We start from the raw sequence: 25,245 nt of genomic DNA, 5'->3' as shown, positions 1-25,245 counted from the left end.
CACTCTCGCTCGTGGGCACCTGAGAGGGACAGGGACGGAAGGCCTCTGCCGCTCGGGGCGCTGACGCTTGCTCAGACTCGTGGTGACACCCGTGCGCGTTCCCGCAATTTACCTGCGACACAGCGTTTCAGATACCGTCGGTAACGTGATGTGGATCACGGACGTTCGGGGTCTTCGGGGGGTTTCGGCGTGCGGACGATGCCTACCACCGAGGTGAGGGGCGGTGCGGGGGTCATTCCGCCAACGGGACATGCCCCAGCAGGTGGAGTTCCTCGGTGTCCAGGCGGCCTTGCAGTCGGCGCAGCACCGTGTCGTCGATGTCGCCCGTGTCCCGCAGTCGGATGACGACGGCCCGGCGCTCGGCGAGGAGCGCGAGGCTGAGGGCCGTGTGATCGTCGGTGAGGCGCAGCGGGTGGAGGGCGAGTTCCTCGGGGTCGTCCGGGATCGTGGCGCAGCGCTGAGCCACCGTGTCCGCCCGCAGCTGGTGGGAGCGCAGGATCGCCTCCCGTACGGTGGGTGCCGTCTCCAGTCGGGTGGCCAGGTCGGGCAGGGCCGCGAGCGCCGCCTCGATCGCCGCGGACTCGGCGAGCCATTCCTCCCGGGCGACGGTGCGGTCGTGCGGGATCCGCGCCCAGCGCACCACCCACGGCAGGATCAGCGCCTGCGCCATCGTCACGACGATCACCACGCCGGTGACGAAGACGATGAGCTGGCGGGACGGGAACGCCGAGCCGTCGTCGAGGCGGGCGGGGACACCGAGCACCGCGGCCAGCGAGATCGCCCCGCGGAACCCGGACAGGGCGCTCACGGTCAGGCGACGGTGCGAGTACGTCGTACCGGAGGCGCGGGCGGTGCCCCTGCGGGCGATCCGGAAGAAGCCGGCGACACCGAAGTAGTAGGCGAAGCGGACGGCGACGAGTGTGCCGGCCACGGCGAACCCGGTGGCGATCGCGCGCGGGATCTCGTCGTTGCCCATCGTGCGGACGGAATAGTCGAGTTCGACGCCGATGAGGACGAACAGGGAGCCGTTGAGGAGGTAGGTGGCGACCATCCAGAAGTTCTGCGCCTGGACCCGGACCTCGGCCCGTACGGTGCGCGGCCCGCTCTGGCTCAGCATGAGCCCGCACACCACGACGGCGACCACGCCCGAGGCGTCGACGTCCTCGGCGACGAGATACGCGGAGAACGGGGCGAGCAGCATCAGCACCTGGCCGCGCAACGCGTCCGCCTGCGCCATCCGGGCCCGCAGCCACTGCACGACCGTGCCCGTGACGAGGCCGATCAGCGCCCCGCCGCCGTAGCCGAGGACGAACAGCCACCCGACGTGCGGGACGGTGATGTCCTCCGTGCCGACGGTCACTCCGACGGCGATGCCGTAGACGACCAGCGCCGTACCGTCGTTGAGGAGGCTCTCGGCGCGCAGCAGCGTGATGTCCCTGCGCGGCAGAAGACGGGCCACGACGTTGACCGCGGTCGCGTCGGTCGGCGCGACGGCCGCTCCCAGCACCCAGGCCGGGCCCCAGTCGATGCCGAGTCCGTGCGCGACGCAGGCCACCGACGCAGCCGAGGCGATGACCAGCAGGGTGGCGGCCAGCGCGACGTCGGTGAGGTGGCGGCGGATCTCGCGCAGCGACGTGTTGAGGCTCTCCCATGCCAGCAGCGCGGGCAGGAACAGCAACAGGACCACCTCGGAGGGCAGTTCCACCTTGCTCAGCGCGGGGATCAGGCCGATCAGCACGCCCATGACCATGAGGACCACGGGCGGCGCGATGCGCAGCCGGTCGCCCAGCGCTGAGCCGACCAGCACGGCGATCCCCAGCAGCACGACAAGCTCCAGACCGAGCACACGTTCCTCCCTCAGACACGGTGGTGGCCTTACTGTGCCGTGTGCCTGCGCGGAAGGCGTCTCGGACGACCGGGGTGTCGGGGGCGGTCCCGGATCACCCGGGTGCGCTCGGGGTCGCCGTGGGGCCGCCGCCGTCCGGCGCTGTCGGAGTGGCCGACGGGGACGGGGCCCGGGAGCTCGGCACCGAGGAACTCGACGGTGTGGGGGACTCCGGGCCGGGCGTCGCGCCACGGTCGGGAGCGGTCGGCGCCGAGGGGGCGGCGGGCGGTGCGGGGTTGCGGTCCGGTTCGTCTCCCGGGACCAGGGTGACGTAACCGATGACCAGGGCCGCGGCGGTGGCGAGACCGGCGAGCGGCAGGGCGTACCGGCGCCAGGCGCGGTGGAGCCGGGGCAGGCCGCGCAGGTGCGGTCCGGGCGGCCGTGCCGGGCGCAGTGCTCGTACGTCGATGCTGTCGGCACGGGCGGACAGTGCCTCGCGCAGTCGTTGCTCGGTGGGACGCCCAGGGCGACCGGCCGGCTCGGCCCGTGGCGTTCGGGGCGTCATGTCCGACCCTCCAGGATCTTCTCGAGTGCGTCGAGGGCGCGGCTGGCGTTCGATTTCACCGCGCCTTTGCTGATGCCGAGGGTGGTGGCTATCTCGGCCTCGCTCAGTTCGGCCCAGTAGCGCAGGACGAGGACTTCGCGTCGGCGCGGCGTGAGGCGGGCGAGCGCGGCGAGGACTTCGCGGTGCGTCTCGTCGAGGACGACGGAGTCCTCCGCCGACGGGGCTTCGCCGGCCGGTGGCGGGGTCCAGGCCCGGGCCGTGCGGCGACGGCGCAGCACGGATCGCGCGGTGTTGACGACCGAGGTCCGCAGGTATCCGAGGGCGTTGTCCACCTCCGTGATGTGCTCACCGTGGCGGCGATAGAGAGCGGTGAACGCGTCCTGCACGACGTCCTCCGCGGTGCCCAGGTCGTCCACCAGCAACACCGCGAGCCGGACCATGCGCAGCCGGTGCGCGTGATAGAGCTCGCTGATGGTGGGCGGCCGGTCGGTGTACGGACACGCGTACGACGCGGTGGCCGGGCCGGGCACCGCTTCGAGCGTGGACCGGTCGCGGCGCAGCAGCCCGCGCAGCAGATCCCGCCATCGGCGCGGGACGCTGAACGGTCGTGACGGCAGGGCGAGTTCGGTCGCTGCGGGGCTGTGCACAGGGTTCCTCGGGGTGGGCGACGTCAGCGGTGCGAGCGGCGGCGTACGGCGAAGAGGGCGCCCGCACCACCGGCGACGAGGACGACGGCCCCGGCGCCCATGACGGTGGTACTCGTGTTCGAGGAACCAGTATGGGCGAGCTCGTCCTGAGAGGGGACGGGCGAGGGGGCCTCGGGCGCGGTGGCACCGTCACTGGTCGGCGCTGCGGACGGTTCCGCGGACGGCTCGACGGACGGCGGCACGCTCGCGGTGGCGGTCGGCTTCGGGGTGCTGCCGGTGGGCGCCGGGCTGGGTGTCGCGGTGGCGGCGACCGAGGGCTTCTCCGACGGTTGCGCCGTAGCGGTGGCGTGGGCGGCGGGCGTCGCGGCCAGGGCGGCCAACAGGCCGGTGGCGAGAACGGCGCTGCGGACGGGGACGAGGCGGTTCACGGGCGTACTCCACGGTCGGGGCGAGGACACCGGACGGCGCCCTTCACCCCCACACGACGCGCGACTTGGTGGGAGGTTGCCGCGGTCGCACGAAAATCTTCTCCGGCTCCGGCTCCGAGCGGTCACCGACTTCGCGGTGACCAGCAGCCTGCCGGAAGTACGGCGGCACGCGACCTCTAGCATCGGCGTCGGGTACGGAGCAGTCGAGGAGAGGAACGTCCATGCGCGCTCGGAACATAGGTGCGGCCGCCGCGACAGCGTTGGCGCTGGTGGCTGCCCGCGACCTCGCGCAGAAGAAGCACGCACTGCTGAGAAACTTCCCCGTGGTCGGGCACGCCCGGTACCTGTTGGAGACGATCGGCCCCGAGCTGCGGCAGTACGTCGTGACGTCAAACGACGAGGAGCGCCCGTTCAGCCGCGACCAGCGCACCTGGATCTACGCGTCGGCGAAGGAAGAGAACAACTACTTCGGGTTCGGCACCGACAATGACGTCGAACACGTGCAGGGCCACGCCTACATCAAGCAGCGCACGTTCGCAGGGCCGCTTCCCGATCTGCACGACCCGCAGGCTCCCCTGCCCTCGGCCAAGGTGCTGGGCGGCCCGCGCGGGCGCGCCAAGGCGTTCCGTCCGGCGAGCGTCGTGAACATCTCGGCGATGAGCTTCGGCTCGCTGTCCGGCGCGGCCGTCACGGCGCTCAACAAGGGCGCGGCGCTGGCCGGGACGATGCACAACACGGGCGAGGGCGGTCTCTCCCCGTACCACCGGAGCGGCGGTGACCTCGTCCTCCAGATCGGCACCTCGTACTTCGGCTGCCGCAACGAGGACGGCACCTTCAACCTCGACAAGCTCAAGGCCGTGGTCGCCGGTGCCCCCGTCAAGGCGATCGAGATCAAGCTCTCGCAGGGCGCCAAGCCGGGGCTCGGCGGGATGCTGCCGGGCGCGAAGGTGACCGACGAGATCGCCGAGATCCGCGGCATTCCCGCCGGCAAGGACTGCGCGTCGCCCTCGCGGCACACCGCGTTCCACGACGTGGACTCGATGCTCGACTTCGTGGAACTGCTCGCCACGGAGACCGGGCTGCCCGTCGGGATCAAGAGCGCCGTCGGGGAGATGAGCTTCTGGGAAGAGCTGGCCACCCTGATGGCGCGGGGTGACCGAGGGGTCGACTTCGTGACCGTCGACGGAGGCGAGGGCGGCACCGGGGCGGCACCGCTGATCTTCAGCGACTCGGTGTCGCTGCCGTTCCGGATGGGCTTCTCGCGCGTCTACGGCACGTTCGCCGAGCACGGCCTGACCGACCGGCTCACGTTCATCGGCTCCGGCAAACTCGGCCTGCCCGAGAACGCCGTCGTCGCCTTCGCGCTCGGCGCCGACATGATCAACGTGGGCCGCGAGGCGATGCTGTCCATCGGCTGCATCCAGGCGCAGAAGTGCCACACCGACAAGTGCCCGACCGGCATCGCCACCCAGAACCCGTGGCTGGTCCGCGGTGTCGACGCGCCTTCGAAGGCCACCCGCGCCGCGATGTATCTGCGCACCCTGCGCAGGGAGTTGCTGAAGATCTCGGGAGCGGTCGGCGTCGCCCACCCGTCGCTCATCACCCCCGCCGACATCGAGATCCTGAACGGCGACTACGACGCCCGCACCCTGGCGAGCGTCTACGGCTACAAGGACGGCTGGGGCGAACTCGCCCCGGCCCTCGCGCAGGAGATCACCGCCCTGCTCACCGCCGAGCCGGCGCAGCTGCCTGAGGTGGCCGGCTGAGGCGAGGGGCCCGGGCCCGCCGCCCTGGCGGGCCCGCAGGCGGCACGACCTCGATTCACCTCCGAGCCCGGTGCGGTGCCCTTCAGCGAGCCCCGGCCACTGCCCGGCACAGCACAGGACAGGACACCACCAAAGCCTGCGCGTCGCATCGAAGGTGCCCGCCTCGTCGGGCGCCAAGTACCGCGAGGGGATGGCGACTCTGGTGCCGGACACGGTGATCGGTGCCGCCGACGCAATCAAGGATCGGATCACCAGGGTGATGTGCAAGGGCTTCTCCCATGTCTTCGGCCCCTCCCCCATCGGCCCGCTGAACGACTGACCAAGGTGCTCGGCTGAGACCTCCACCCTCAAGCATTGATGAGGTCGCGACGCCGCAACGAATGGCTCGGCGAGCGGCACGCCGTCCTGCACTGCGGCTCGGCGACGACGGGTCGGCCTGTCGGCAGCCCCGCCCTGTCGACAGGCCGTGGGGCCCAGTAGGCTTTTGGGGCCATTGCGACGCTATTTCTCAACGGGGGCGAGGTATGGCCAACGAGTACGCGGTCACGCAGGATGCGTTGACCAGATTCTCCAAGACCGCACAGGAACGAGCCGACCGGCTCAGGAAGATCCGTACGGCGCTTGGCGCGGAGTCGCCGAACTCAGACGCCTTCGGCAAGCTTCCGGAGTCCGAGCAGACCTCCAAGGACTACCTCGAGCGTGTGGAGGCCACTTTGGAGAACCTCGATTTCGCCGCTGGCCAGCAGGAACAGATCAGCGAGTTCATAGAGAAGACGGCTCGCTCGTACCAGGAGACCGAAGAGCACACGGGCGACCAGATCCGCACGATCGCAGCGCAGAGCCGGGCAACGATATGAGCGGGCCCGCGGGAGCGGCGGTTGACGCTTACAGCAAGGTCAACGACTGGATGAGCCCCCTCAGCGGGCTCCTCGACGAATTGATGCGCCCCGTCGTCGAGCCGCTCGCCGAGCAGCTCGAATTCGTCACCGGCGACCCCGAGGGGCTACAGGAAGCGGCCGACCTCTGGAAGAAGCAGGCCGAAGAACTCCGCGACCTCATCGCCGATCAACGCCGCGATCGCAGCGACCTCGCTCATGAGTGGACCGGCGAGGCCGCTGACGCCTTCATGGGGCAACTCGACGAACTGGAATCGGAGTTCGAGGCGGAGGCCTCCGACATGGAGGGGCACGGCCGAACTGCTCCAGGAGGCGGCCGACGAGTGCCGCATGATCCAGGACATGGTCGAGAGCGTCATCCGCGAGCTGATCGAATGGGCGTTGATCACGCTCGCGGCTTCGGCCGCCTTCGCCGCGCTCACGGCGGGAGTCTCGGCCGCCGCCGGGGCCGCCGCCGCAGCGGCGGAGGGCTCGCTCGCTGCCACCCGGATCGCGAGCCTTGTGGCCCGGCTGGCCAGATCCCTCAAGGAGATCGCGGACGCCATGAAGGCACTCAAGGCGCTCGCCAAGACGAGCAGGTTCAGCACCGCGAAGCCGTGGACCTGGAAGCACGTCGGTGACCTCAAGACCGTAGACGGACTGGCCGCGTTCGGTGCCAAGAAGGTCGTCAAGGCCACCGGCAAGGCAGCACTCGGGGCGGTCGGCCTCACCGGGGATCCAGTGGGCCAGACCGCTCAAGAAGGCGCGACAGGCGCTGCCGGCATCGCAGCCGACGAAGCCGACGATCGACTGTCCGGCAACCGCAGTCCCAGCACGGCAGCCCGCGAGGGCACAGGCATCGCCAATCCGTCCGACGCGGATCACCGGACGGTGGAGCCCCGCTTCCGGGACAATCCGTTCGGCTGATCACCCGCTCCGACTGAGGTACGTACCCGATGAACAAGGAATGCAGCAGCCAGGTCGAACCGCACTTGCAGGCTGGCGAGCAGCTGATCGCTGCCTGCGAGTGCGAATTGGCGCCAGGGGTTCCGGACCGGCCGGTCTGGCTGCGCCGGCCGCCGCATGAATCCGATCTGGAACGCCGGATCAAGTCGCGGCTCCCGGGCGCCGTGCAACGCTTTCTGCAACCGAGCCCTCCCAAGCCCGACTCACGAATCGAGCGCACCATGGAAGGCGCCGAGCAGGCAGTAGACAACAGTCTGTCGAGGGTCGCACATGGTGAGGGGCTGCACGGCGGCTGGGAGAGCCAGGCCGGAGAGTTCCTGGTCAGGCACTACGCCGCCGCTCATCTTCCCGCCCCTCGGTTGGCTGTCGCGTTCACCGACCGCCGCGTGCTCGTCCTCGCGGATCGCGCGAAGCTGTGGCAGCTCAAGCAGGCGTACGAACCCCAGTGGGAGGCGCCCCGAGCGGCCGTGGCCGGAATCCGTGCGAACCCCAAGGGCATTGTCCAGCGGGGACGCTTCGAGCTCGTCTTCGCCGACGGTTCGTGGATTGCACTGGTGGCATCGGTGCCGACGCATGCGACGCCGTTCGCCGCGCAAGCAGGCATCTGAGGGGACAGTTCGGCCTACCGCCTGAAGCTTTCCGTGATCGTGGACACGGATTCGTCATGCCGCGAGGGCCTGCCCCGGCTGCTTGGGCCCGGCGCAGCATCCGCGAGCGGGGTATTGGCACCGTCCGGTGCGGATGATGGAACAGAAGAAGGGCCGTTCGAAAACGGCCTCTCACCTGCACCATTCGATGAATCGAACTGTCGGGACGACAGGATGTGAACCTGCGGCTCCTGGCTCCCAGTCAAGTATGGCTGCTCCCAGGCGAGTTCAATCTCGTCATGGACCTCGAGGATGCCGGTTGCCGGGCGCGCTTCCTGATCCGGGACCGGGACGGGAAGTCCCCTGACCTGTTCGACGCCATCCTGGCGGACGCGGGGATTGAGGTTGTGCTCAGCGGGATCCGGATGCCGGGGATGAACTCGATCATGGAGAGGTGGGTACGGACCTGCCGACGCGAGCTGCTGGACCGCACCGTGATCCGGAACCAGCGGCATCTGCTCCACGCCCTGCGCGAGTTCGAACACTTCTATAACGGCCATCGGCCCCATCAGGGCATCGCGAACGCCCGGCCGCTCCGTGCTGACGATCGACAGCGACATCGAAGGATCATCCCAGGCGCCATCGAGGCTGCTGCCCCGCGTGGAGAAGCTCCAGGCCAGAGCCGGAATCGTATTTCCGAGCGGGACATGACGCGCCACACAGCCGAACAGGCTCGCGACGAATCCCAGTTCCTCCTCCGCGGGCAAGCTCTCCACCTGTCCGAGTACGACACTCAACCCGACACCGGCGACTGGCTCGCCCACCAGCAGCCCACCGAACGCCCCGGTCGACCGGCGCGCCCTCTGGCTCAACTTGCGCAGCGTCGCGGCCGCTTCCCTGCTTTCTCGTGCAACCCTCGGACGCCTTTGCGAGTCTCCTGTTTGCCGAACGGTGGTCACGCCTGGAACAAATGCGTGCAAACACCAACGGCCCAGCACCTCATCGAAGCGGGATGTCCGCCGGACGCCTCTGTCCCCTGCAGGAGCTCAACGCATGGCCAAGCACATACGCCCTACCACCCCGCCTCCGACGCGCATCCGCGTCGCCACAGCGAACGCCTCGGCGGCGCCCCTGACCGGCGATCTCCTCGCCGCGTCGGCGGGCACGGCCGGCGCGGCCGACTCCGTCACGCACCACAAGGCGGATTTCGACGGGGAGGGCTACGGCGACGTCGCGTTCTCCGCCGACAAGGCCACTGCGTCCGAGCAGAAGAACGCCGGGGACTTCGTCGCCCTGTACGAATCGGCGAACCGCATCACGTCGGCCGAACGCACCGCCGTCAGCCAGAACACCACCAGCGTGCCCGGCTCCTCCGAGGCGGGTGACGGCTTCGGCCGCGTCAGCGCCTACGGCGACTTCCACCACGACGGCTTCGACGACCTGGCGATCGGCGCCGAGCACGAGAAGGTCGGTACCGGCCTCGACGGCGGCACCGTCGCGATCCTTCAGGGCTCGACCTGCGGCCTGCCCGGCGGCACCACCATCGCCGACTCCGCGGCCTCCTCTCACGACCGCTGGGGCGCCGCCCTCGCCGCGAGCGACATCAACGGCGACGGCTGCCCGATGTTCGGGGCGAACGCCACCAACTGATCCGAAGCCATGAGTAGTTCATCCGACCGGATGACGGGTGGTCCCGTCACACCGAACTGCCGGACAGGCCCGTACTACGACGTCGGCCACCAGGTCCACCTCGGCGACCACTCATTGGCCGATCAGCCACAGCAACACCTCGACTCGTCATCGTCAACAACCCAGTGAAAGGCCCGTCCATGAAGCGCACGCTCACGTTGATCACCGCGCTGGCCGTCACCGCGCTGTCGCCTGCAACGGCGCACGCGGCGGTCAAGAAGGCCAAGGCTCCGCTCAGTTGCGAGTCCCGTACGTTCACCTCAACACCGGGGCCGCGGTTCAGCGACCCCGAGGACGCCGACGCCCAGATGAACATCATGGGACCGATCATCGAATCGATCAACAGCGCCAGTTGCGGGCAGACCATACGCGTCGCCATGTACTCGATAGGCAACACGCAGCCGGGCCCGGACTTCGCCAACGCCCTGATCGCCGCACACCAGCGCGGCGTCATCGTCAAGGCACTGATGGACTCTCACAGCGACAATGCGACCTGGCAGTCGATGGTCACCGAGCTGGGCAACGACCCGCAAGCCTCCAGCTTCGCCGCGCTGTGCCCGGGTGGCTGCCTGACCCACTACTCCGGCTCCGCGCTGCACGCGAAGTACTACATGCTCAGCGGCGGGAGCGACGCGAACAGGACAGTGACCGTCAGCAGCGCCAACCCCACCTCCGCCCAGGCCAAAACCGCGTGGAACAGTAGCGCCACCGTCAAGGGCAACGTCGACCTGTACAACTCCTACGTCCGCTACTTCACAGCCATGGCAAAGGGGGCGCTGGGCGGCCCGGGCCCGTTGGCGCCCGACTACTACAACTCCACCAGTGGCCAGGCCGCCAGGACACTGTCCCCACCCTCCTACCAGTGGCCCAAGGCGCGCTCCAAAAGCGATACCTGGGTCGACTTCCTGAACAACATCAAGGCGCCGGCCACGATCAACATCGCCATGTTCCAGTGGACCTCTCACGGGCAGCCGGGCGACCGGAACTATCTGGAGCTGCCGAAGAAGCTGGTGAGCCTGGCAAAAACCGGCGTGAAGATACAGATACTCTTCACCGCCGGCCAGGTTGACGGCAGCGTGCAGAACTACCTGAAGGACCGGCCGAACATCAACGTGCACGACACCACCCGCGGCACCGACGTGAACGGCAACGCTCTGCACTACACGCACGACAAGTACATGATGGTCAGCGGCAGTTACGCGGGTACGTCCAACTCCAGACTTGTGTTCGTCGGCTCCTCGAACTGGACGAGCAACGGCGTCTGGCACAACGACGAGTCGGACCTGAAGCTGGTCGGCCAGTCCAGCTACGACATGTTCATGACGGACTGGCAGAACCAGTTCAACCGCTGCTGCGGGACCGTGGCGCGGCAGTTGAGCGCCGAGGAGCGCGCCGAGAATACGGCACGCGAGATTCCGATCGATCCGAGGCAGGTCGAGGAATAGGAATTCTCGGTCACCGCCGGTCGGCCACTTGCGGAACTCTGCCGTGAGGCCGCTGGGCAAACGCCGGCGGCCGAACGCGTGGTCAGTGCGTTGAAGAGGGTGACGGTGATGATGGCGGGGCGGGTGGGGCCGCGAGAGGCCCGTACCGCTTCACATCGCCGTCGTCAGGGCCGACCAGGGGTGCCGCGCTCCACGGAGCGCGCATCGGGCGTGATCATCTCTCGTGCTCGTCCGACCGGGCCCTGCGCCTGCGCATGCGCCTGCCGAGAGGGGCGTTCATGCAGATCAGGAGCCTGGCCGGTGGGCGGCAGGATGAGCATTCGTGCTGCCCCGCCGATACGACGCAGGTCGCGGCACTACGTGTCCGAAGCGACTGGCTCGACGGTCGCTGATGGAGCTTTGCCTCCGCTGGGAGTGGTACGCACCCATTGAACGCCCTCGGTTCTCCTCCCGTCTGCACCGTCATTCAAGTTGCCTGCCGGGCTAACGCACCTTCGAGGCTCTTCGGCGCTGTACGCCGCGATTCACCTGAACCGGCGGCGATCCGCCGAACTTGCATGCCGTACGGACATGCTGCCGCCCAACTCCCGTCGGCTGCGCCATGACTCGCGCACAACCAGCCGCTCCACGCCCTACGCGCCCACGAGCACCATTACAACGAGCACCGCACCCACCGATCGCTCCAGAGGGCCACTCCGCCACCCTCTCCCCAACCGCCCGAACCCGAGCGAATCGCCAGCCTCCGCATACGCCGACACGACCGCCTCGGCGGCGTCCTCCACGCGTACCGGCCTGCTGCATGACATGCATGGACCTACTCGCCGACCCCCACAACGCCATGGCCAGCGAAGGCGACCTTACGCATGCCTGTTCTTCGACGGACCGGGACTCACGACTGCGGAGGAACCGACGCTCCGGCTTCCAGTCCGTTTTCCGCGGCCCGGACCGCCTCCCCGGGCCGCTGCCCCGGGACCTGGTCGTCAACCACCGGCTTGCCCATCACCGCGGCGATGTGTTCCTGAAGTACCTTTCGCCGTTCCTCGAAGAAGGCGTCGAAGTCGTCGGCCCGCATCAGCCCGGGGGCCGCAAGGTGTGTGCCGATGCGCTGCTCGACACCCTCCGGGCTGGTCTCGGCCGCCTTCGCGAGCCGCTGCAGATACTCGGACGGCGCGTGGCCGCCGATGATCCGGTTGGTGCGTGCTGTCAACGGTGTCTTATTGACAATGGAGTTATAGACGGAACGCTCGTAACCGTTCTTCTGGCACCAGGCCTGCGGGAAGATGTGATGAATGTCCATCGCCTCGTCGAAATAGACACTGACCTCCGCCTTCTCCCCTGTCCGCCAGTCCGCGGCGCCCGCCTTGAGCAGGAGCGCGTAGATGCCTTTGTACGCGGCGCTCTGCCGGGTCCGCAGGGTCAACAGGCGGCTTGCCGCGAATTGTGCCTGTGTAACCGTACGAGGTTCATGCGTCGAACCGTGAATCCAGTCGACAACGTCGGGGAGATCGAGGTTGAACCGGGTCTCGGTCGTACCGCCGTAGAGCTCGCCGAACACCCCGCACCAGTACCAGCGAGCCAGCTTCTCCTGCGCGCCCGCGGTCTCCGCGTCCTTGCCGGCGAGGGCGAAGATCGCGGCCAGCGGGATCAGTTGTGTGCCGTACGGAAGGAAACGCGTGTCGAAGACGAACTGCTGGCGCAGGAATTTGGCGGCGGCCTTGAAGCCGGCGACGACGTCGGGCGCGTATCGCCGATAGTCCTCCAAGCTCAGCACGAGCATGTCCTTGCGCTTGCAGCCGATACGTGGCAGACGCTCCTCGTCCGTACCGGCCTCTTCCTCTCGACGCCGCCGCTCGGCAGTGGCCAAAAGAGTGACTGCCTGAAGGAAGTCGGTGTTGGAGACATCCCGCAGGATGGCGTACTCAGGCGCCTCCCAGGCGGACCGGCACTCACGCCAGTGACGCCGCAGATCGAACTCGTCGGCAGCGTATGTCGCCGTCAGCAACTCGAACACGGTGAGCGTGACTCCGCCCGTGTTGACCTTCTCGAAGACCTGGCAAACTGCCTGACGCGGGGTGCCCTTGCCGAGTTCGATGACCGGGAAGTGGTACAGGTCGAATGAGCGGATGAAACCGTCCCGGAAGGCGTACCAAAGCTCCATCGCATCCGGTGCGAACCCCCAGTGGCGGGCGAAGCCGTCGCCCCAGGAGTTGTCGAAGAGACTTCGCAGCGGGAAGACACGCTGCTGGTACTCCAGCTCGCGTGTCGAATAGTCTTGCAGGACCTCGCCCCGGAAACTGACCACCTTGCGTGTGGGTGGAATGAAACGGATCGCGTCCTCACGATCCTCGTTCTCGTCCAGCGCCTTGACCATGTCGACGTAGAACCAGCCAGCCACCCGACGCTTGCGCTCGTCCTGCGTCTCCACCGGGCTACCCATCGCAAGCGACTGGAACAGCGAGGTCAGCCTCTGCTGCCCGTCGAGAACCAACGACTCCGGCTGTACGCGCTCGCCCGGGGCCGCCCCCTCGATCGGCCTGTACTTGAACCGGACGTCCCCACCGCCCTCGAGCAGCATCACGGTCCCGATCGGGTAGTTGAGGGACACCGAGGCCAGCAGACTCGCGATGTTGGGCCAGGGCCAAACCCAGCCACGCTGGAACTCGGGCAACTGGATCTTCCCCGCCTCGACCTGCCCCAGCAGATCTCGCAAGGGCCGCTTGTCGATGCTGAAAGTCTCGGTCGCCACATCTCCTCCTTGCCCAGCACACACGTCCGTCGCCGACCCACCGGCCTACGACTCTCACTAATCACACTGCCTGAACATCCGCTTTTCAACCTCCTTCTTGGTCACTTTGGTGCCCCCGCCCGGGCCGCAGTTGAGCCGCAATGGTGTACGTGCTGACCAGTGGCTGTGCCTGGCGGCATCTGCCGCCTGCGTTCGGCACGTCCATCGCCACCGCGCATCGCCGCTTCGCGCTATGGGCCGAGGCCGGCCTGTGGCGTCGGTTGCGTCGGACGGGATGCCGAATTCACATTGCGACGCGGGGCAGTTCACCACGGTCCGGGCCGGGCAGACACCTTGATCTCCGATCTCCGGAAGTCCTCTGTCTCTACCCGGTGCTCACCACACGCACGTCGAGTACTCTCCACCGCGACTCGACTCCAGGGGCGGGCGATGAACAACGAGATTCAGCTGATCAGTGACGGTGACGGACTGGCGGTCATCGGAGATCCGACGGACGTCGACCGCTTCCTCGCCTCGGAGGGGCTGTCGTCGATGGACCTCGGACTGCAGCGGCTCAGGTCCGTGTTCGGTACCGGAGTCGCGGTCGCGCAGGCGGGTTCGGAGATCGCCGCCAACTCCGTTCACTGGGTGAAGCTGACTCCACAATCGGCGCAGCTCGTCAAGAAGTACGGGCTGAAGGAAAGCTCGAAGACGGGCCTCAGCACGGGTGTATTCAAAGGCCAGAAGGGCCAGATCAAGGGATTCGTCGAGTTCGCGAAGGCACCCAGATCGCTTCTGACCAACCCGGCGGCTCTTGCTGGTGTTGCGGGGGTCATGGCGCAGTTCGCGATGCAGCAGACCATGGATGAGATCACTGACTACCTCGCCAGGATCGACGAAAAGGTAGATGACGTGCTCCGGGCCCAGAAGGACGCTGTGCTGGCGGACATGATCGGAGTGCACCTCGTGATCGAGGAGGCCATGACCATCCGCGAGCACGTGGGCCGGGTCTCCGAGATCATCTGGTCAAGGTGCAGAACACCTCGGTGACGATCGCACGGACCCAGGCGTACGCCTTGCGCCAACTCGACGCGCTCGCGGACAAGATGCAGCGCGAGACCAAGATCGGTGATCTCGCCACGACAGCCAAGGATGCCGAACCCAAGGCCCAGGAGTGGCTCACTGTGCTGGCCCGCTGCTTCCAACTGCAGGACGCGATCGCCGTACTCGAACTCGACCGGGTGCTGGACGTGTCTCCGGAGGAACTGGACCGGCATCGTCTCGGACTCCGGGCCGCCCGACAGAACCGATTGAATCTCATCTCTCGGAGCACCGGGCATCTGGTGGCCCGGATGAACGCGGCTGCTGACACAGCCAACACAAAGGTGTTGCTGCACCCGACCAGGTCTCCTGCCGTGGTCCAGTCGAGCAACCGGCTCTCGGCCGGCGTTCATGACTTCCACGAGCGGCTCGGAATCGAGTCCGGTGGCCGCTCATCGGAGACAAGACGATGGGCGGACGCGGCCACGGAGGCGAGGAACAGGGCGCTCGAGACAGGAGCGAAGGGCGTCGGCGCGGCCAGAACCCTCGGCAGTGAGACACTTGACCGAGCAGGATCGGTCAAGAAGGTGTTCTCCAGCGAGATCACGGAGCGACTGCGCCGTCTGCGCGGGAACGACGAGGAGCATGCCGAGAGGGCTGAGTGAGCACCGCCAGTCAGCCACGCGCGCGGCCGACCAGGCCCTCCACTGCTGACCGTTGCTTTCTGCTAGCACCCGGCCTGAAGGAAAGTCCGCCAGCGTCATGACGACGAACCAGATCTCGCCCGCCCGGCTGGCCAGTCGGCCGGGCCAAGGCTCACAGGTACCGCTGGAGCCAGTACACAAGCAATCCAGCGATACCACTTCCCAGGCCGTAGGCCAGGCCGCGCAACAGGGAGAAGGCTGCGGCGTTGCGGAGACGGCGGTTGCGAAGTGATCCCTTACTTAAGACAGTGGTTCGGGGTTTACGCTTCATACCAGGTACGTCCTTCGGGCGTGATGAAGAGCCTGCCAGCGGTCGGTGGCCTAGGAACCGGGACCGCAGGCGGGTTTTTCGTTTGATCCGGGGCTAGGGCCTGTCTTCAAACTCCCGTCTGCCCCGCGGCGCCTGGCACGTGCTCTCGCCGCACCTGGCACAAGGCCAAGTACGTCCAGTACGAGGCCTTGCACCCGGCACGCCGAGAGCACGCACCAGACGCCGCCGGGCCGCCTCCGGGCGACGACGGGAGTTTGAAGAGAGGCCCTAGGAGTGGGCGCAGTCCTGCAGGCGACGGGCAAGGCCGGCATCAGGCCGGCACACCAGGAGGTCGGCGTCAGCGCGGGTGGCCAGTCGGCGTACTTCCGCATCCAGGACGGGTGTGACGGGGGCCGGCGGCCTGTGGCGTCGGGTGTAGGCGGCGAAAGCGCCGACCGCGTTGACGAATATCCGCCCCACGACGGGATCGTCGTCCAGTTCCAGTAGGTCCAGCAGGATGTCCCGCCAGTGTTCGGCCTCTTCGGTCTCGCCCCGGCCCTGGTGCAACAGTTGAAGGCACAGGGCGCTGGCGCTGACGCCGGCCATGGCTGTCAACCGCCACCAGAACTGAGCACTTTCGGGATGGCCGGCGAGATAGAGCATGCAGGCGAATACGTGCGCGCCGTCCAGGTCAACTTCCTCGGTCTCCCGGTCCAGTTTCAGCAGTTGGTAGGAGGCTCCGCTTCCCCCGAGCGTCGCAGCGAGCTGTTCGACGTGGGTGACGGCTCCGGGCTGGTCCACGCTCCAGCCGACGAATTCTTGGAGACTGTGTAGGGCGCGGGAGACCGATGGCCTGGTGTCCGGCACGGAGGTGTAGCCAGCGTCCCGGGCCAGACGGTGCAATCCCGCGGCGACGTCGAAGGCGGGCCGACGCTCGCGCAGGCGTCGCCCGGCCGCGGTCAGCGCTTGTTCGGCGTGCGAGGGCGATCGCTTCGTGGCACTCATGTCACGTGCTCCTTCTGATGCGGGCGGGCATGGCCTGTTCCAGGCGCTGTTTGGCCCTTCGGCCGTGGTAGTCGACGGTGCTGGCCGTCACACCCAGGTACCAGGCAATGTCATCGGTGGCGCAGTGGCACAGGTAGCGCAGGACCATGACGTCGAACTGCCGCGGCGGCAGCGCGCACAGGGCGCGTGCCACGTCGCTGTCCTCTGTCAGTTCGGCGAGGTTGTCCCGGTAGTTGATGAGCCTCTCGGAGATGACGGTGCGCCGCAGGATCGCCCAGGTCTGCTGATGGACGTTGCCATCGGCCAGGAGCGCCGGCCAGTGATGGAGGATTTCGTAGAAGGCCCGGTGGACTGCGTCCTCAGCGCTTTGCTGGTCCATGAGTATGGCCAGCGCGAACCCGTGGTAATCCTCGTGGTTCCTCAGGTACAGCGCCTCGAAATCCAGTGGGAACGGAAGCACCGCGGTGGTGGCCACGGGTCTGCCGTTGCGTCCCGCACGGGCATCGTCGGTCATGAATCCTCTTCGTTGAGGCCGGAAACGAGCGGCTCCGCGTTACGAACGCTCGTTGCGGCGGCGCCTTCTGTCGGTGCCTATAGAACCGGCCTAAACGGCTGTACACGCATGAACTACTGACCGAATCCCACACGGGGATAATTGAACATCGCACCAAGTGATCACGTACCGACAAGTAACGCACGGTGAGCAGCATCTCTCTCGCAACCGTCACCAAATGGTCTACGCCTCCCGCACCCCAACTGTGTCCTACTTCACTCATGGAACCCGCGAATCCACTAAGACCCCCCGCCACTCGAAGGGGTGAATCCTGCACGTGTTCGCACATGAAACATCCGACATCCCTCTCGCGCTTCCTCGTACGACGGCACGCGCAAGGCCCGCACCAGGGAAGCAGCGTGATGCACGGCCTTCCTGGCCGAGCCGACCGTGGCCACCCGGGCCAGATGAAGCGCAGGCCTCTCTGCCTCAACCCAGGTGTCCGGTTAGCGTCTTTCCGCAAGACCCAGCCAAAGATGCACGCATGGACACAGCCGCCCGTCGGCCGCCGTGCCCACTGTCCGACCTGCTGAGCCTCCGGGCCTCGCGCCCTTGCCCTTCGGGGCGCACCGATCGCCCAACTCGCAACCGGAGAGGTCCCGTTCATGACTGCCGTGCCGCCAACGAGTGGCGGGGGATCTGCTCGCCGAGCTGCGCCCGGTGATGTTCCCAGCCTGGAGCCGGATGGACGGCACCGGCCCTCCCCACAAGAGGGCGGAGGGGCGCCCGCTGCGGGGCTCGGCATCGAAGTGGTGCAGAAGCGCGGGCCGTTCTTGCAAGGCCTACCTCGACCTGTGGGCCACTGCCCGACCTTGCCCTGCCGCGACGATTGTCAGCACGGCACCGTGCTCACGATGCCGCCCGTTCCGTCAGTACCTACAACTGACAATGCCGCAACACCCCGCACCGAACTTCCTACGGAACCCGTGATGCATCTCGAGCGGGGATTACGTCACACCCCATATGGAAGTCCAGATCGCTCTTCATACCCCAGCGGCCCCAAGTGAACCCGCGTTCGGCCCGCAGGCCGAACGCGTCAGGGATCGGAGCGATGGAGGCTCCGAACGTGATCAACACCCACCACCGAAACGGAGCACGAGATCAACAGCTCTTGCGCGGCCGGCCCTTGCTCCCCATATCGTCTGCACCACACCCAAGCTCCGCCCCGCAGCGCGGCTTTCGCATGATCACCAGAGATGGAAAGCCCCCGATCAACCGGCTGCGACGGCCGGCGACCGCCGATTACCGATACAGGCGGGCCACCGAAGCACTCCCACCCACGTTCAACACCTCCATGCCCCACGCAACCACCAAGCCCCATAACCGGCATAACACGCAGACACAATCGGAACTGGGGTCAACATTTCGCATGGCCCCATAACCCAGATTCCGGCCAAGGGGACACCACTCCCGGCCCCACACCCAGTGGGAGCGATCCCGACCAGCGCGAAGAGCTCAAGCCCATACCCAGAAAGCCACCCATAGGACGAGGAGCCGTGGGTAACAAACCGGGCGCGGATGTGAACGTGAGCGCAAGGAATCGAATATGTAGGCAACGCCCCGAGTGGGAGCAAACAGCCAAGGGGACACTGGGAGCCCGCCCCCCGCTCCCCCGCCTCCACCCGGGAGCGAGCGGGGAACAGAAAAAGGGCCGTTCGAAAACGGCCCTTCATCTACGACATTCGACGAATCGAACTGTCGGGACGACAGGATTTGAACCTGCGACCCCTTGACCCCCAGTCAAGTGCGCTACCAAGCTGCGCCACGTCCCGGTGCTCGCTGACCTGGGTTTTCCCCGGGCCGAACGCGCACGGAAACCATACCGCACTCGGGGCCGTGGTCGCGCATCCCTTTCCGGTGCGGTCGGGCCCCGACCTCGATCAAGGTTGAGGTTCTGTCGCCGCCGGGGACTGCGCCGGGCTCGGCCGGGGCGTCGGCACGGAGCGTACGGGGGCCGTGTCAGCCCGTACGAGGCCGCGGACCGCCGGGATGAGGAGCAGGGCGAGGGCGCACAGGAGCGTGACCGCGCCGCCCGCGAGCAGGACGTGGTGGGTGCCGAACGCGGCCGCGGCCGGGCCCGCCAGCGACTGGCCGACCGGAGCCATGGCGAGGGAGCCGGCGACGTCGTAGGCGTGGATGCGGTTGAGGACGTCGCGCGGGACCTGCGTCTGCACGCTGGTCGCCCACATCACGCCCCAGAACGACATGCCGGCGCCCGCCACCACACAGCCCGCCATCATTCCGGGGACGCTCAGGCCCGCTCCGACCACCGCGGGGAACAGGGCGAAGGAGAAGAGGGCGAGGGAGCCGGCGCGCAGCATGCGGCGGGGGCGCAGGCGCAGGGCGATCACGCCGCCGACGACCGTGCCCGCGCCGAGGGCGGAGTTCACCAGGCCGTATGCGCGCGGACCGTGCTCCAGGGTGATCTGGGTGGCGACGAGCGGGACGGCCGGGCCGGAGGCGCCGATCATCAGGACGCACCAGACCGCGATGACACCCCAGAGCCAGGTGCGGGAGCGGAACTCGCGCCATCCTTCTACGAGTTCGGTGCGGAAGCGGGTGCGCTCGGCCTTGTCGTCGGGGGCCGCCGGGGGCAGCTTCAGGAGCAGCAGGCACAGGGCGCTCAGGGCGTACGTGCCCGCGTGCGCGGCGAAGACCAGGCCCGGGGAGACGAAGGCGACGAGCATGCCCGCCACCGCGGGGCCCGCGAGCTGGGAGCCGGACTCGGCGACCCGGATCGCGCCGTTCGCCGCCTGCACGTCGTCGGCCAGGCGCGGCACGGTGCTGGCGACGCCGGGCTGGAAGAGTGCGGAGGCCGTGCCGTTGACGGCGCCGATGACGCAGATCTCCCAGAGCACGACATGCCCCGTGAAGAACATGACGGCGGCCAGGGACTGGGTGATCAGACGGGTCGCGTCCGCGACGATCATCAGGATCCGGGTGTCGAAGCGGTCCGCGATCACCCCGCCGAAGATGACGAGGCCCGCGAAGCAGCCCACGGACGCCGCCATCGCGAGTCCGACGGCGCCCGCGCCGTACCCGTACTGGAGCAGGCCCGCGGCGAGCGCGACGGGCAGCATGGTGTCGCCGAGCTTGGCGACGGCCCGCGCGGTGAAGAACAGTCCGAAGTCGCGTGACCAGATGCTCCGGCGCCGGCCCGCTCCCCCGGCGCCGCCCCGCGCCACCGTGCTCCCTGGATCCGTACCGTCCCGCCCCTGCGATGCCCCGCCCGCCATCCCCGCCCGGCTCCTCCCGGCCCGCGCGGCGTCCGCCGCGGCGCCCTGTCATCCACGCCTACGGGCGGATGATGTCATGGGCCTGCCGAGCGGCCCAGTCAATATCAGTCCGCGGTGGCGGCCCCCAACTCCGGGTGAGAATCGAGGAGTCGGGTCGGTGCGGCCTGGCGCCAGGAGTCGGTGAGGATGTCACGCAGTTCGTCCGCGTCGTCGAGCGCGGCCAGCCGGGCCCGGACCCACGCGAAGGACGCCTCGTGGTCGGCGACCCAGAACTTCTTCGGCTCGGCCATCACCAGTTCGTCGCGCTCCTCCTTGGGGCAGCGCACGGCGATCGAGGTCTCCTCGTCGGGCAGCGTGGCGAACATCTTTCCCGCCACCCGGAACGTGGGCATGCTCCAAGCGATCTTCTCCGTCGTGTCCGGCAGGGACAGGGCGATGGTGCGTACGTCGTCGGCGTCCAGCATGGAAGGAACCGTAGCCAAGGCCACTGACAACGGCCCGTCGAAGACCCGTCACGGCACGCGCTTGTCCAGCCAGGCCGTCAGGTCCTCCTGGACCTCGTCGCGGTTGGTCTCGTTGAGGATCTCGTGGCGGGCGCCCTCGTACCCCTTCCAGGTCAGGTCCTCCACGCCTACGTAGCGGAAGTCCTCGAGGAGCTCGTGGACCAGGGTCATCCGCTGGTTGCAGGGGTCCTCCGTGCCGACCGCGACGTGGATCGGCAGGTCGGTGGGGATGCAGGCGAGGTTCGCGGGGTCGTTGATGCGGCGCACCGCGCGGACGAAGTCCAGGGACAGGCCCGTCGCGAACGCGAAGCCGCAGCGCTCGTCGGCGACGTAAGCGTCGACCTCCGCCTCGTCCCGCGAGAGCCATTCGAAGCCGGTGCGGTGCTCGTACGGGTCGTTGAAGCTCGCGAAGAGGTCGGGAACGAAGGAGGAGGCGGCCGCGCGGCCGTCGCGGGCGATCTGCGCCTCGAGGGCCGTGATCGCGCCCTCGTTGTCGGCTCCGGGCAGGGAGCGGAACGTACCCGAGAGGATGACGCCCACCAGGTCGTCCGCGTACCGCTGTGCGTAGTCGCGGGCGAGGAGCGAGCCGAGGCTGTGGCCGAGCAGCACGAACGGGACGTTCGGGTGCAGGGCCCTGGCCTGGTCGCCGATGGCCTTGAGGTCCTCGATGATCGACACCCAGGCGTCGACGGTGCCGGGTTCGGCGTCGTCGGTGACGCCGTAGCCGCCCGTGGTCGCGGCGGTGGCGCCGTGGCCCCGGTGGTCGGAGGCGATGACCCCGTAGCCGTGGGCGGTGAGGTGCCGGGCGAACCGGTCGTAGCGCTGGCCGTGCTCGGCGGCGCCGTGCGCGATCTGGACGAAGGCCCGCGGCCTGCCGCCGTCGGGCAGCCAGGTGTACGTGGCCACGGCCGCGCCGTCGCCGGTGCTGAGCGCGCTGGTGGTGTACGTCGACGTGGGGTCGGCGGCGGTCATGGGCGGCTCCCTCTCGGATGGTCCGGACGGCCAGGTGCGGGCGCGGACGCGCGCCGACCTGCACCTTCCCCTGCCCTTGTGCCGCGGTTCTCATTCCTGCCGGGCGGCACCGAAGCGCCGGTCAGGCCGCCTGCCCCGCCCGGGTCTGCGGGTGCTTGTAGAAGAGCGTCGTGGGGCGCAGGACCCCGGCCGGGTCCGCCGCGTAGTCGGGGATGCTGCCGGCCCGCTGCCACCCGGCGCCCCGGTAGAGGCGTTCGGCGGGGCTGCCGGCCTCCGTGTCGAGGACGAGCAGGGTGATGCCGCGCTCGGCGGCGGCGAGTTCCGCGGTCGTGAGCAGGGTGCGGCCGAGGCCCTGACCTCGGGCCGCGCTGTGCACCATCAGTTTGCACACCTCGGCGCGGTGGCGGCCATTGGGCAGGGCGGCGAAGGCGAGGGAGACGGTGCCGAGGCAGCGGCCCGTCGCGTCGAGGGCCGCCCAGACGGCGAGGTCGCCGCGGGCGACGGCCGGGGCGCGGCCCCGCCACCATTCGGCGGCCTCGTCCCGGGTGAGTCCGTCGAGGAAGCCGAGGGAGTTGCCGTCCGCGACGACGTCCGCCAGAAGGTCCCCCAATGCTTCTGTCGTGGAGGGGAATCGATCGGGCCGCAGGAGGGTCGGGCGGGTCGTCACGGCAGGACCACCACGAGTGCGTAGCGGACGGGTTCGGGGCCCGGGCAGTGGAAGTGGGTGGGGCCCCACAGGCGGAAGCGCAGGCAGTCGCCGGCGGCGAGGTGGTGGGTGACGCTCTGCACCGTGAGGTCGAGGAGGCCGTCGAGGACCCAGATGTGCTGTTCGAGGCCGGGCACGGGCGGACGGTCGTAGGCGATGTCGGCGTACGGTTCGAGGTTGCCCTCGACGACCTCGCCGCGCAGCCCCGGGAGCGGCGGCGAGACGGAGCGCCGCAGGAAGCCGCTGGCGTCGTCGCGCCAGACCTGCTGGTCGGCGGCGCGCACCACCTGGGCGGGGGCGGACTCGACCTCGCTGAGGAGCTGCGACATGGTCCGCCCGTACACGGCGCAGATCCGGTTGAGGAGTGCGGCGGTCGGGCTGATCTCGGCGCGCTCGGCGCGCGACAGGGTGGACCGGCTCACTCCGCTGCGGTCCGCCAACTCGCCCAGGGACCAGCCGTGTTCGGCCCGCAGCTCGGACAGGCGGGCGCCGAGTCTGGCATCCACGGGGTCCGTTTCCATCTCCGCGCCGTGCGAGGGCGCCTCCGTCTCGCGTCTCATATTCGGCACGGTATCCCATATATGAAACGTTCGGGTTACGTGGAGGTGGGGTGCGTTGTCAGAGGCGGTCGTTAGCGTGGACGCCGTTCACGATCCACTACGGGGTGAGGGTGTTCATGAGGCCGGGATCTGCTCTGGTGAAGCCGTGTGCGGCGGGGGCGCCCGCGCTGCGGGCGGTGGACGTCGTCCTGGAGAAGTTCGATCCCGCCGGCCTCGATCCGTCCATCGCCGGGCTCGAGGTGGTCGGGTACCTCATGCCCCTGGAGCAGGAGGTGGTCCGCGACCCCGCGTCGGGCCGGGTCTGTCTCCTCGACATGTACGACCCGCGCTACGCCGACGTGCATGCGCTGGCCCCGTCGCTGGAGTCGCTGCACCGGCTGACGGGCGCGCTGGACGAGTTCGACGGACTGCGCGGGCGGTTCGCGGATCTGGCCGGACGGGTCGGCCTCGACGCCGTGCGGGAGGCGCGCGAGCGGCTGGTCGCGGCGTTTCGCGAAGAGCCCTGGGACGCGCAGGACTGGGGCGAGGGAAGCGGCCCCGCGCAGTGGCCGCTCGGGCTGCCGAACCTGTGGCGGATCATCGTGGCCGTCAGACCCCTCGCGCTGGTAGCGGGGCCGGGGCGCGGGCTGCGGCTCGATCTGCCCGCACAGGCCCTGGTCGGCGTGTTCGGGGAGAACGGCGTGCGCCGGTTCGCGCCCGACGAGCTGCCGTCCGCGCTGGTGCACGAGCCGACACGGCGGTTCCTCACCGAGGTCGGACTGCCGATCGACGCCCTGACGTTCTGGGCCGCCGGCTCGCCCGACGACCCGCTCCTGACGCTGGCCGAGGACCGTGCGGCGTCGTCACAGGACCCCGAGCTCCGGCACCTCTACGAGGAGGTCGAGGACTGCCCGCTCGTCCCCGACGCCGACCGGCGGCTGCGCCTGGGCGGCACCCCGCAGGAGGTCGACGTCGTGCTCGACGGCCGCACCGGCGCCATCCACCACGCCCCCTACACCTTCGACGCGCTGACGCCGATGAACACCGACATCTCCACGCTGGTCCTCGCTCTGTGGATGCACGGAGTGGAGCGGAGACTCGTGGAGCCGTACGACCTCAAGGGCGACACCGACGACTTCTACGTCCATCTCGCCGAGGCCATGCTGGCGACGCTGGCCGCGTTCGACCCGGACTCCTGCCGGGAGGAGAGCGACACGGACGAGTACGTCTACTGGCCGGAGGTGTTCCACGACGCGGCGGGCGGCGTGCTCTAGGAACACGGCCCCGCGGTTCGCTTCAGGCGGCGGCCGCCTCGCCGAGCGCGTCGAGCACCGGGCGGATCAGCGGATGCGTCTCCGCGCCGTGGCGGACCGCCGCGAACACCTTGCGGGTCGGCACCACCCCGTCGATGGGGCGGACGACGACATCGGTCAGGTCCATGCCGCGCAGTGCCGAGCGCGGCACCAGGGCCACGCCCGCGCCCGCGGAGGCGAGCGAGACGACCGCGCGGAAGTCGTCGGAGGAGTGCTCGAACTGCGGGGAGAATCCGGCGTGTTCGCAGGCGAGGACCACCACGTCGTGGCAGGGGTTCCCGGGGTAGGGCCCGATCCAGGTGTCCTTCGCGAGGTCCGCCACCGGCACCCACTCGGCGTCCGCGAGCCGGTGCGTCACCGGGAGCACCGCGTCGAAGGGCTCCGCGTACAGCGGCACCCGCGTGATCCGGTCGTCGTCGGCGCCGATCGCACCCCGGTACTCGACGGCGACCGCGACATCGATCCGCCGCTCCAGGAGCATGGGCAGGCTCGCGTCGCCCTCGGCGTCCTGGACCCGGACCCGGATGCCGGGCGCCGTCCTGGCCAGGTGCGCCAGGGCGGGGCCCACGACCAGGCCGATGCCGGTCGCGAAGGAGGCGAGGGTCACCGTCCCGGCCTCACCCGTGCTGTAAGCGGCGAGCTCCGCCTCGGCCTTCTCCAGCTGGGCGAGGACGGCGTCGGTGTGGGTGAGCAGGATCTCGCCGGCCGGGGTGAGCCGCACGCCCTTGGCGCCGCGCTCGACCAGCTTGTGGCCCGTCTCCTGCTCCAGGGCGGTGAGCTGCTGGGAGACCGCGGAGGGCGTCAGATACAGCGCGGCGGCAGCCGCCGTCACCGTGCGGTGGTCGGCCACTGCTCGGAGGATGTGCAGCCGCCGCGCTTCGATCATGCGCCTATTGTCCCAAACC

At 68.8% G+C, this 25,245-nt stretch carries 21 protein-coding genes, 1 tRNA gene and 4 pseudogenes; 12 read left to right on the top strand and 14 right to left on the bottom strand.

Annotated elements, in window-relative coordinates; all coding sequences use genetic code 11:
- Positions 1 to 232: 232 nt before the first annotated feature.
- From B072_RS0134480 to B072_RS0134470, 4 genes are all read right to left on the bottom strand, one after another.
- Complete coding sequence (locus B072_RS0134480) at positions 233 to 1,846, bottom strand: Na+/H+ antiporter (RefSeq protein WP_018534540.1); 1,614 nt, start codon at positions 1,844 to 1,846, stop codon at positions 233 to 235.
- A gap of 94 nt (positions 1,847 to 1,940) precedes the next feature.
- Positions 1,941 to 2,390: a hypothetical protein gene (locus tag B072_RS48445; RefSeq protein WP_158689281.1), complete on the bottom strand. Its 450-nt coding sequence runs from the start codon at positions 2,388 to 2,390 to the stop codon at positions 1,941 to 1,943.
- Positions 2,387 to 3,037 (bottom strand): RNA polymerase sigma factor, encoded by a 651-nt coding sequence (locus tag B072_RS0134475; RefSeq protein WP_018534539.1) that lies wholly within the window; start codon positions 3,035 to 3,037, stop codon positions 2,387 to 2,389. The genes B072_RS48445 and B072_RS0134475 overlap by 4 nt, the downstream gene beginning before the upstream one ends.
- Positions 3,038 to 3,060: 23 nt before the next feature.
- Positions 3,061 to 3,465 carry an LAETG motif-containing sortase-dependent surface protein gene (locus B072_RS0134470; protein WP_018534538.1) on the bottom strand — a complete coding sequence of 135 codons (405 nt, stop codon included), beginning with the start codon at positions 3,463 to 3,465 and terminating at the stop codon, positions 3,061 to 3,063.
- Positions 3,466 to 3,686: 221 nt separating this feature from the next.
- Here B072_RS0134470 and B072_RS0134465 point away from each other — a divergent pair, with 221 nt between their 5' ends.
- The 9 genes and pseudogenes from B072_RS0134465 (at position 3,687) to B072_RS0134435 (ending at position 10,793) form a co-directional block, all read left to right on the top strand.
- The gene (locus B072_RS0134465; RefSeq protein WP_026246596.1) at positions 3,687 to 5,231 is read left to right on the top strand and encodes an FMN-binding glutamate synthase family protein; all 1,545 of its coding nucleotides are present in this window, start codon (positions 3,687 to 3,689) and stop codon (positions 5,229 to 5,231) included.
- 190 nt (positions 5,232 to 5,421) lie between these two features.
- Positions 5,422 to 5,550, top strand: coding sequence for a hypothetical protein (locus B072_RS49710; RefSeq protein ID WP_267880642.1), 129 nt, complete (start codon positions 5,422 to 5,424; stop codon positions 5,548 to 5,550).
- Between the two features lie 205 nt (positions 5,551 to 5,755).
- Complete coding sequence (locus tag B072_RS0134455) at positions 5,756 to 6,088, top strand: hypothetical protein (protein ID WP_018534535.1); 333 nt, start codon at positions 5,756 to 5,758, stop codon at positions 6,086 to 6,088.
- A pseudogene (locus B072_RS50040) lies at positions 6,085 to 6,363 on the top strand (WXG100 family type VII secretion target); the annotation flags it as partial. The gene B072_RS0134455 and the pseudogene B072_RS50040, both read left to right, overlap by 4 nt.
- A gap of 106 nt (positions 6,364 to 6,469) precedes the next feature.
- A complete protein-coding gene (locus B072_RS49485; protein ID WP_051127349.1) occupies positions 6,470 to 7,033 on the top strand; it encodes a hypothetical protein in 564 nt (187 codons plus the stop codon).
- A gap of 29 nt (positions 7,034 to 7,062) precedes the next feature.
- Positions 7,063 to 7,680: a hypothetical protein gene (locus tag B072_RS0134445; RefSeq protein WP_018534532.1), complete on the top strand. Its 618-nt coding sequence runs from the start codon at positions 7,063 to 7,065 to the stop codon at positions 7,678 to 7,680.
- Positions 7,681 to 7,958: 278 nt separating this feature from the next.
- Positions 7,959 to 8,192 (top strand): annotated as a pseudogene (locus B072_RS49875) (integrase); the annotation flags it as partial.
- A gap of 520 nt (positions 8,193 to 8,712) precedes the next feature.
- Positions 8,713 to 9,309 (top strand): FG-GAP repeat protein, encoded by a 597-nt coding sequence (locus B072_RS48430; RefSeq protein ID WP_018534531.1) that lies wholly within the window; start codon positions 8,713 to 8,715, stop codon positions 9,307 to 9,309.
- 179 nt (positions 9,310 to 9,488) lie between these two features.
- Positions 9,489 to 10,793, top strand: coding sequence for a phospholipase D-like domain-containing protein (locus B072_RS0134435; protein WP_018534530.1), 1,305 nt, complete (start codon positions 9,489 to 9,491; stop codon positions 10,791 to 10,793).
- A gap of 889 nt (positions 10,794 to 11,682) precedes the next feature.
- Here B072_RS0134435 and B072_RS0134430 read toward each other — a convergent pair.
- Positions 11,683 to 13,539: a DUF262 domain-containing protein gene (locus tag B072_RS0134430; protein ID WP_018534528.1), complete on the bottom strand. Its 1,857-nt coding sequence runs from the start codon at positions 13,537 to 13,539 to the stop codon at positions 11,683 to 11,685.
- Between the two features lie 134 nt (positions 13,540 to 13,673).
- Between B072_RS0134430 and B072_RS49475 the strand changes: the two are divergent.
- Both B072_RS49475 and B072_RS50035 read left to right on the top strand, forming a co-directional pair.
- Positions 13,674 to 13,802: pseudogene (locus tag B072_RS49475) on the top strand (transposase); the annotation flags it as partial.
- 166 nt (positions 13,803 to 13,968) lie between these two features.
- Positions 13,969 to 15,224: pseudogene (locus B072_RS50035) on the top strand (hypothetical protein).
- Positions 15,225 to 15,801: 577 nt separating this feature from the next.
- On the opposite strand, the gene B072_RS0134420 reads toward B072_RS50035, so the two are convergent.
- From B072_RS0134420 to B072_RS0134380, 8 genes are all read right to left on the bottom strand, one after another.
- On the bottom strand, positions 15,802 to 16,518 hold the full coding sequence (locus tag B072_RS0134420; protein WP_018534527.1) for a hypothetical protein: 717 nt from the start codon (positions 16,516 to 16,518) through the stop codon (positions 15,802 to 15,804).
- Position 16,519: 1 nt separating this feature from the next.
- Entirely contained in the window at positions 16,520 to 17,032 is a 513-nt protein-coding gene (locus B072_RS0134415) for an RNA polymerase sigma factor (RefSeq protein WP_026246594.1), read from the bottom strand.
- A 1,737-nt stretch (positions 17,033 to 18,769) separates the two neighbouring features.
- Positions 18,770 to 18,843: transfer RNA gene (locus B072_RS0134405), tRNA-Pro, on the bottom strand.
- Between the two features lie 108 nt (positions 18,844 to 18,951).
- Entirely contained in the window at positions 18,952 to 20,307 is a 1,356-nt protein-coding gene (locus tag B072_RS0134400) for an MFS transporter (RefSeq protein ID WP_078506676.1), read from the bottom strand.
- A 104-nt stretch (positions 20,308 to 20,411) separates the two neighbouring features.
- Positions 20,412 to 20,771, bottom strand: a complete 360-nt coding sequence (locus B072_RS0134395) for an MmcQ/YjbR family DNA-binding protein (protein ID WP_018534524.1) — start codon at positions 20,769 to 20,771, stop codon at positions 20,412 to 20,414.
- A gap of 48 nt (positions 20,772 to 20,819) precedes the next feature.
- Positions 20,820 to 21,782, bottom strand: coding sequence for an alpha/beta fold hydrolase (locus B072_RS0134390; RefSeq protein ID WP_018534523.1), 963 nt, complete (start codon positions 21,780 to 21,782; stop codon positions 20,820 to 20,822).
- A 121-nt stretch (positions 21,783 to 21,903) separates the two neighbouring features.
- Complete coding sequence (locus tag B072_RS0134385; protein WP_420707603.1) at positions 21,904 to 22,449, bottom strand: GNAT family N-acetyltransferase; 546 nt, start codon at positions 22,447 to 22,449, stop codon at positions 21,904 to 21,906.
- Positions 22,446 to 23,048: a helix-turn-helix domain-containing protein gene (locus B072_RS0134380; protein ID WP_051127348.1), complete on the bottom strand. Its 603-nt coding sequence runs from the start codon at positions 23,046 to 23,048 to the stop codon at positions 22,446 to 22,448. The genes B072_RS0134385 and B072_RS0134380 overlap by 4 nt, the downstream gene beginning before the upstream one ends.
- 116 nt (positions 23,049 to 23,164) lie before the next feature.
- On the opposite strand from B072_RS0134380, the gene B072_RS44780 reads away from it, so the two are divergent.
- Complete coding sequence (locus B072_RS44780) at positions 23,165 to 24,301, top strand: SUKH-4 family immunity protein (RefSeq protein ID WP_078506675.1); 1,137 nt, start codon at positions 23,165 to 23,167, stop codon at positions 24,299 to 24,301.
- A 22-nt stretch (positions 24,302 to 24,323) separates the two neighbouring features.
- Here the strand turns inward: B072_RS44780 and B072_RS0134370 are convergent, their stop codons facing one another.
- Positions 24,324 to 25,226: a LysR family transcriptional regulator gene (locus B072_RS0134370; protein WP_018534519.1), complete on the bottom strand. Its 903-nt coding sequence runs from the start codon at positions 25,224 to 25,226 to the stop codon at positions 24,324 to 24,326.
- Between the last annotated feature and the right edge of the window lie 19 nt (positions 25,227 to 25,245).

Source organism: Streptomyces sp. HmicA12 (genome assembly GCF_000373565.1).
GTDB lineage: Bacteria > Actinomycetota > Actinomycetes > Streptomycetales > Streptomycetaceae > Streptomyces.
The sequence above is the reverse complement of the archived record's forward strand: the minus strand, read 5'-3'. Positions and strand labels throughout refer to the sequence as shown.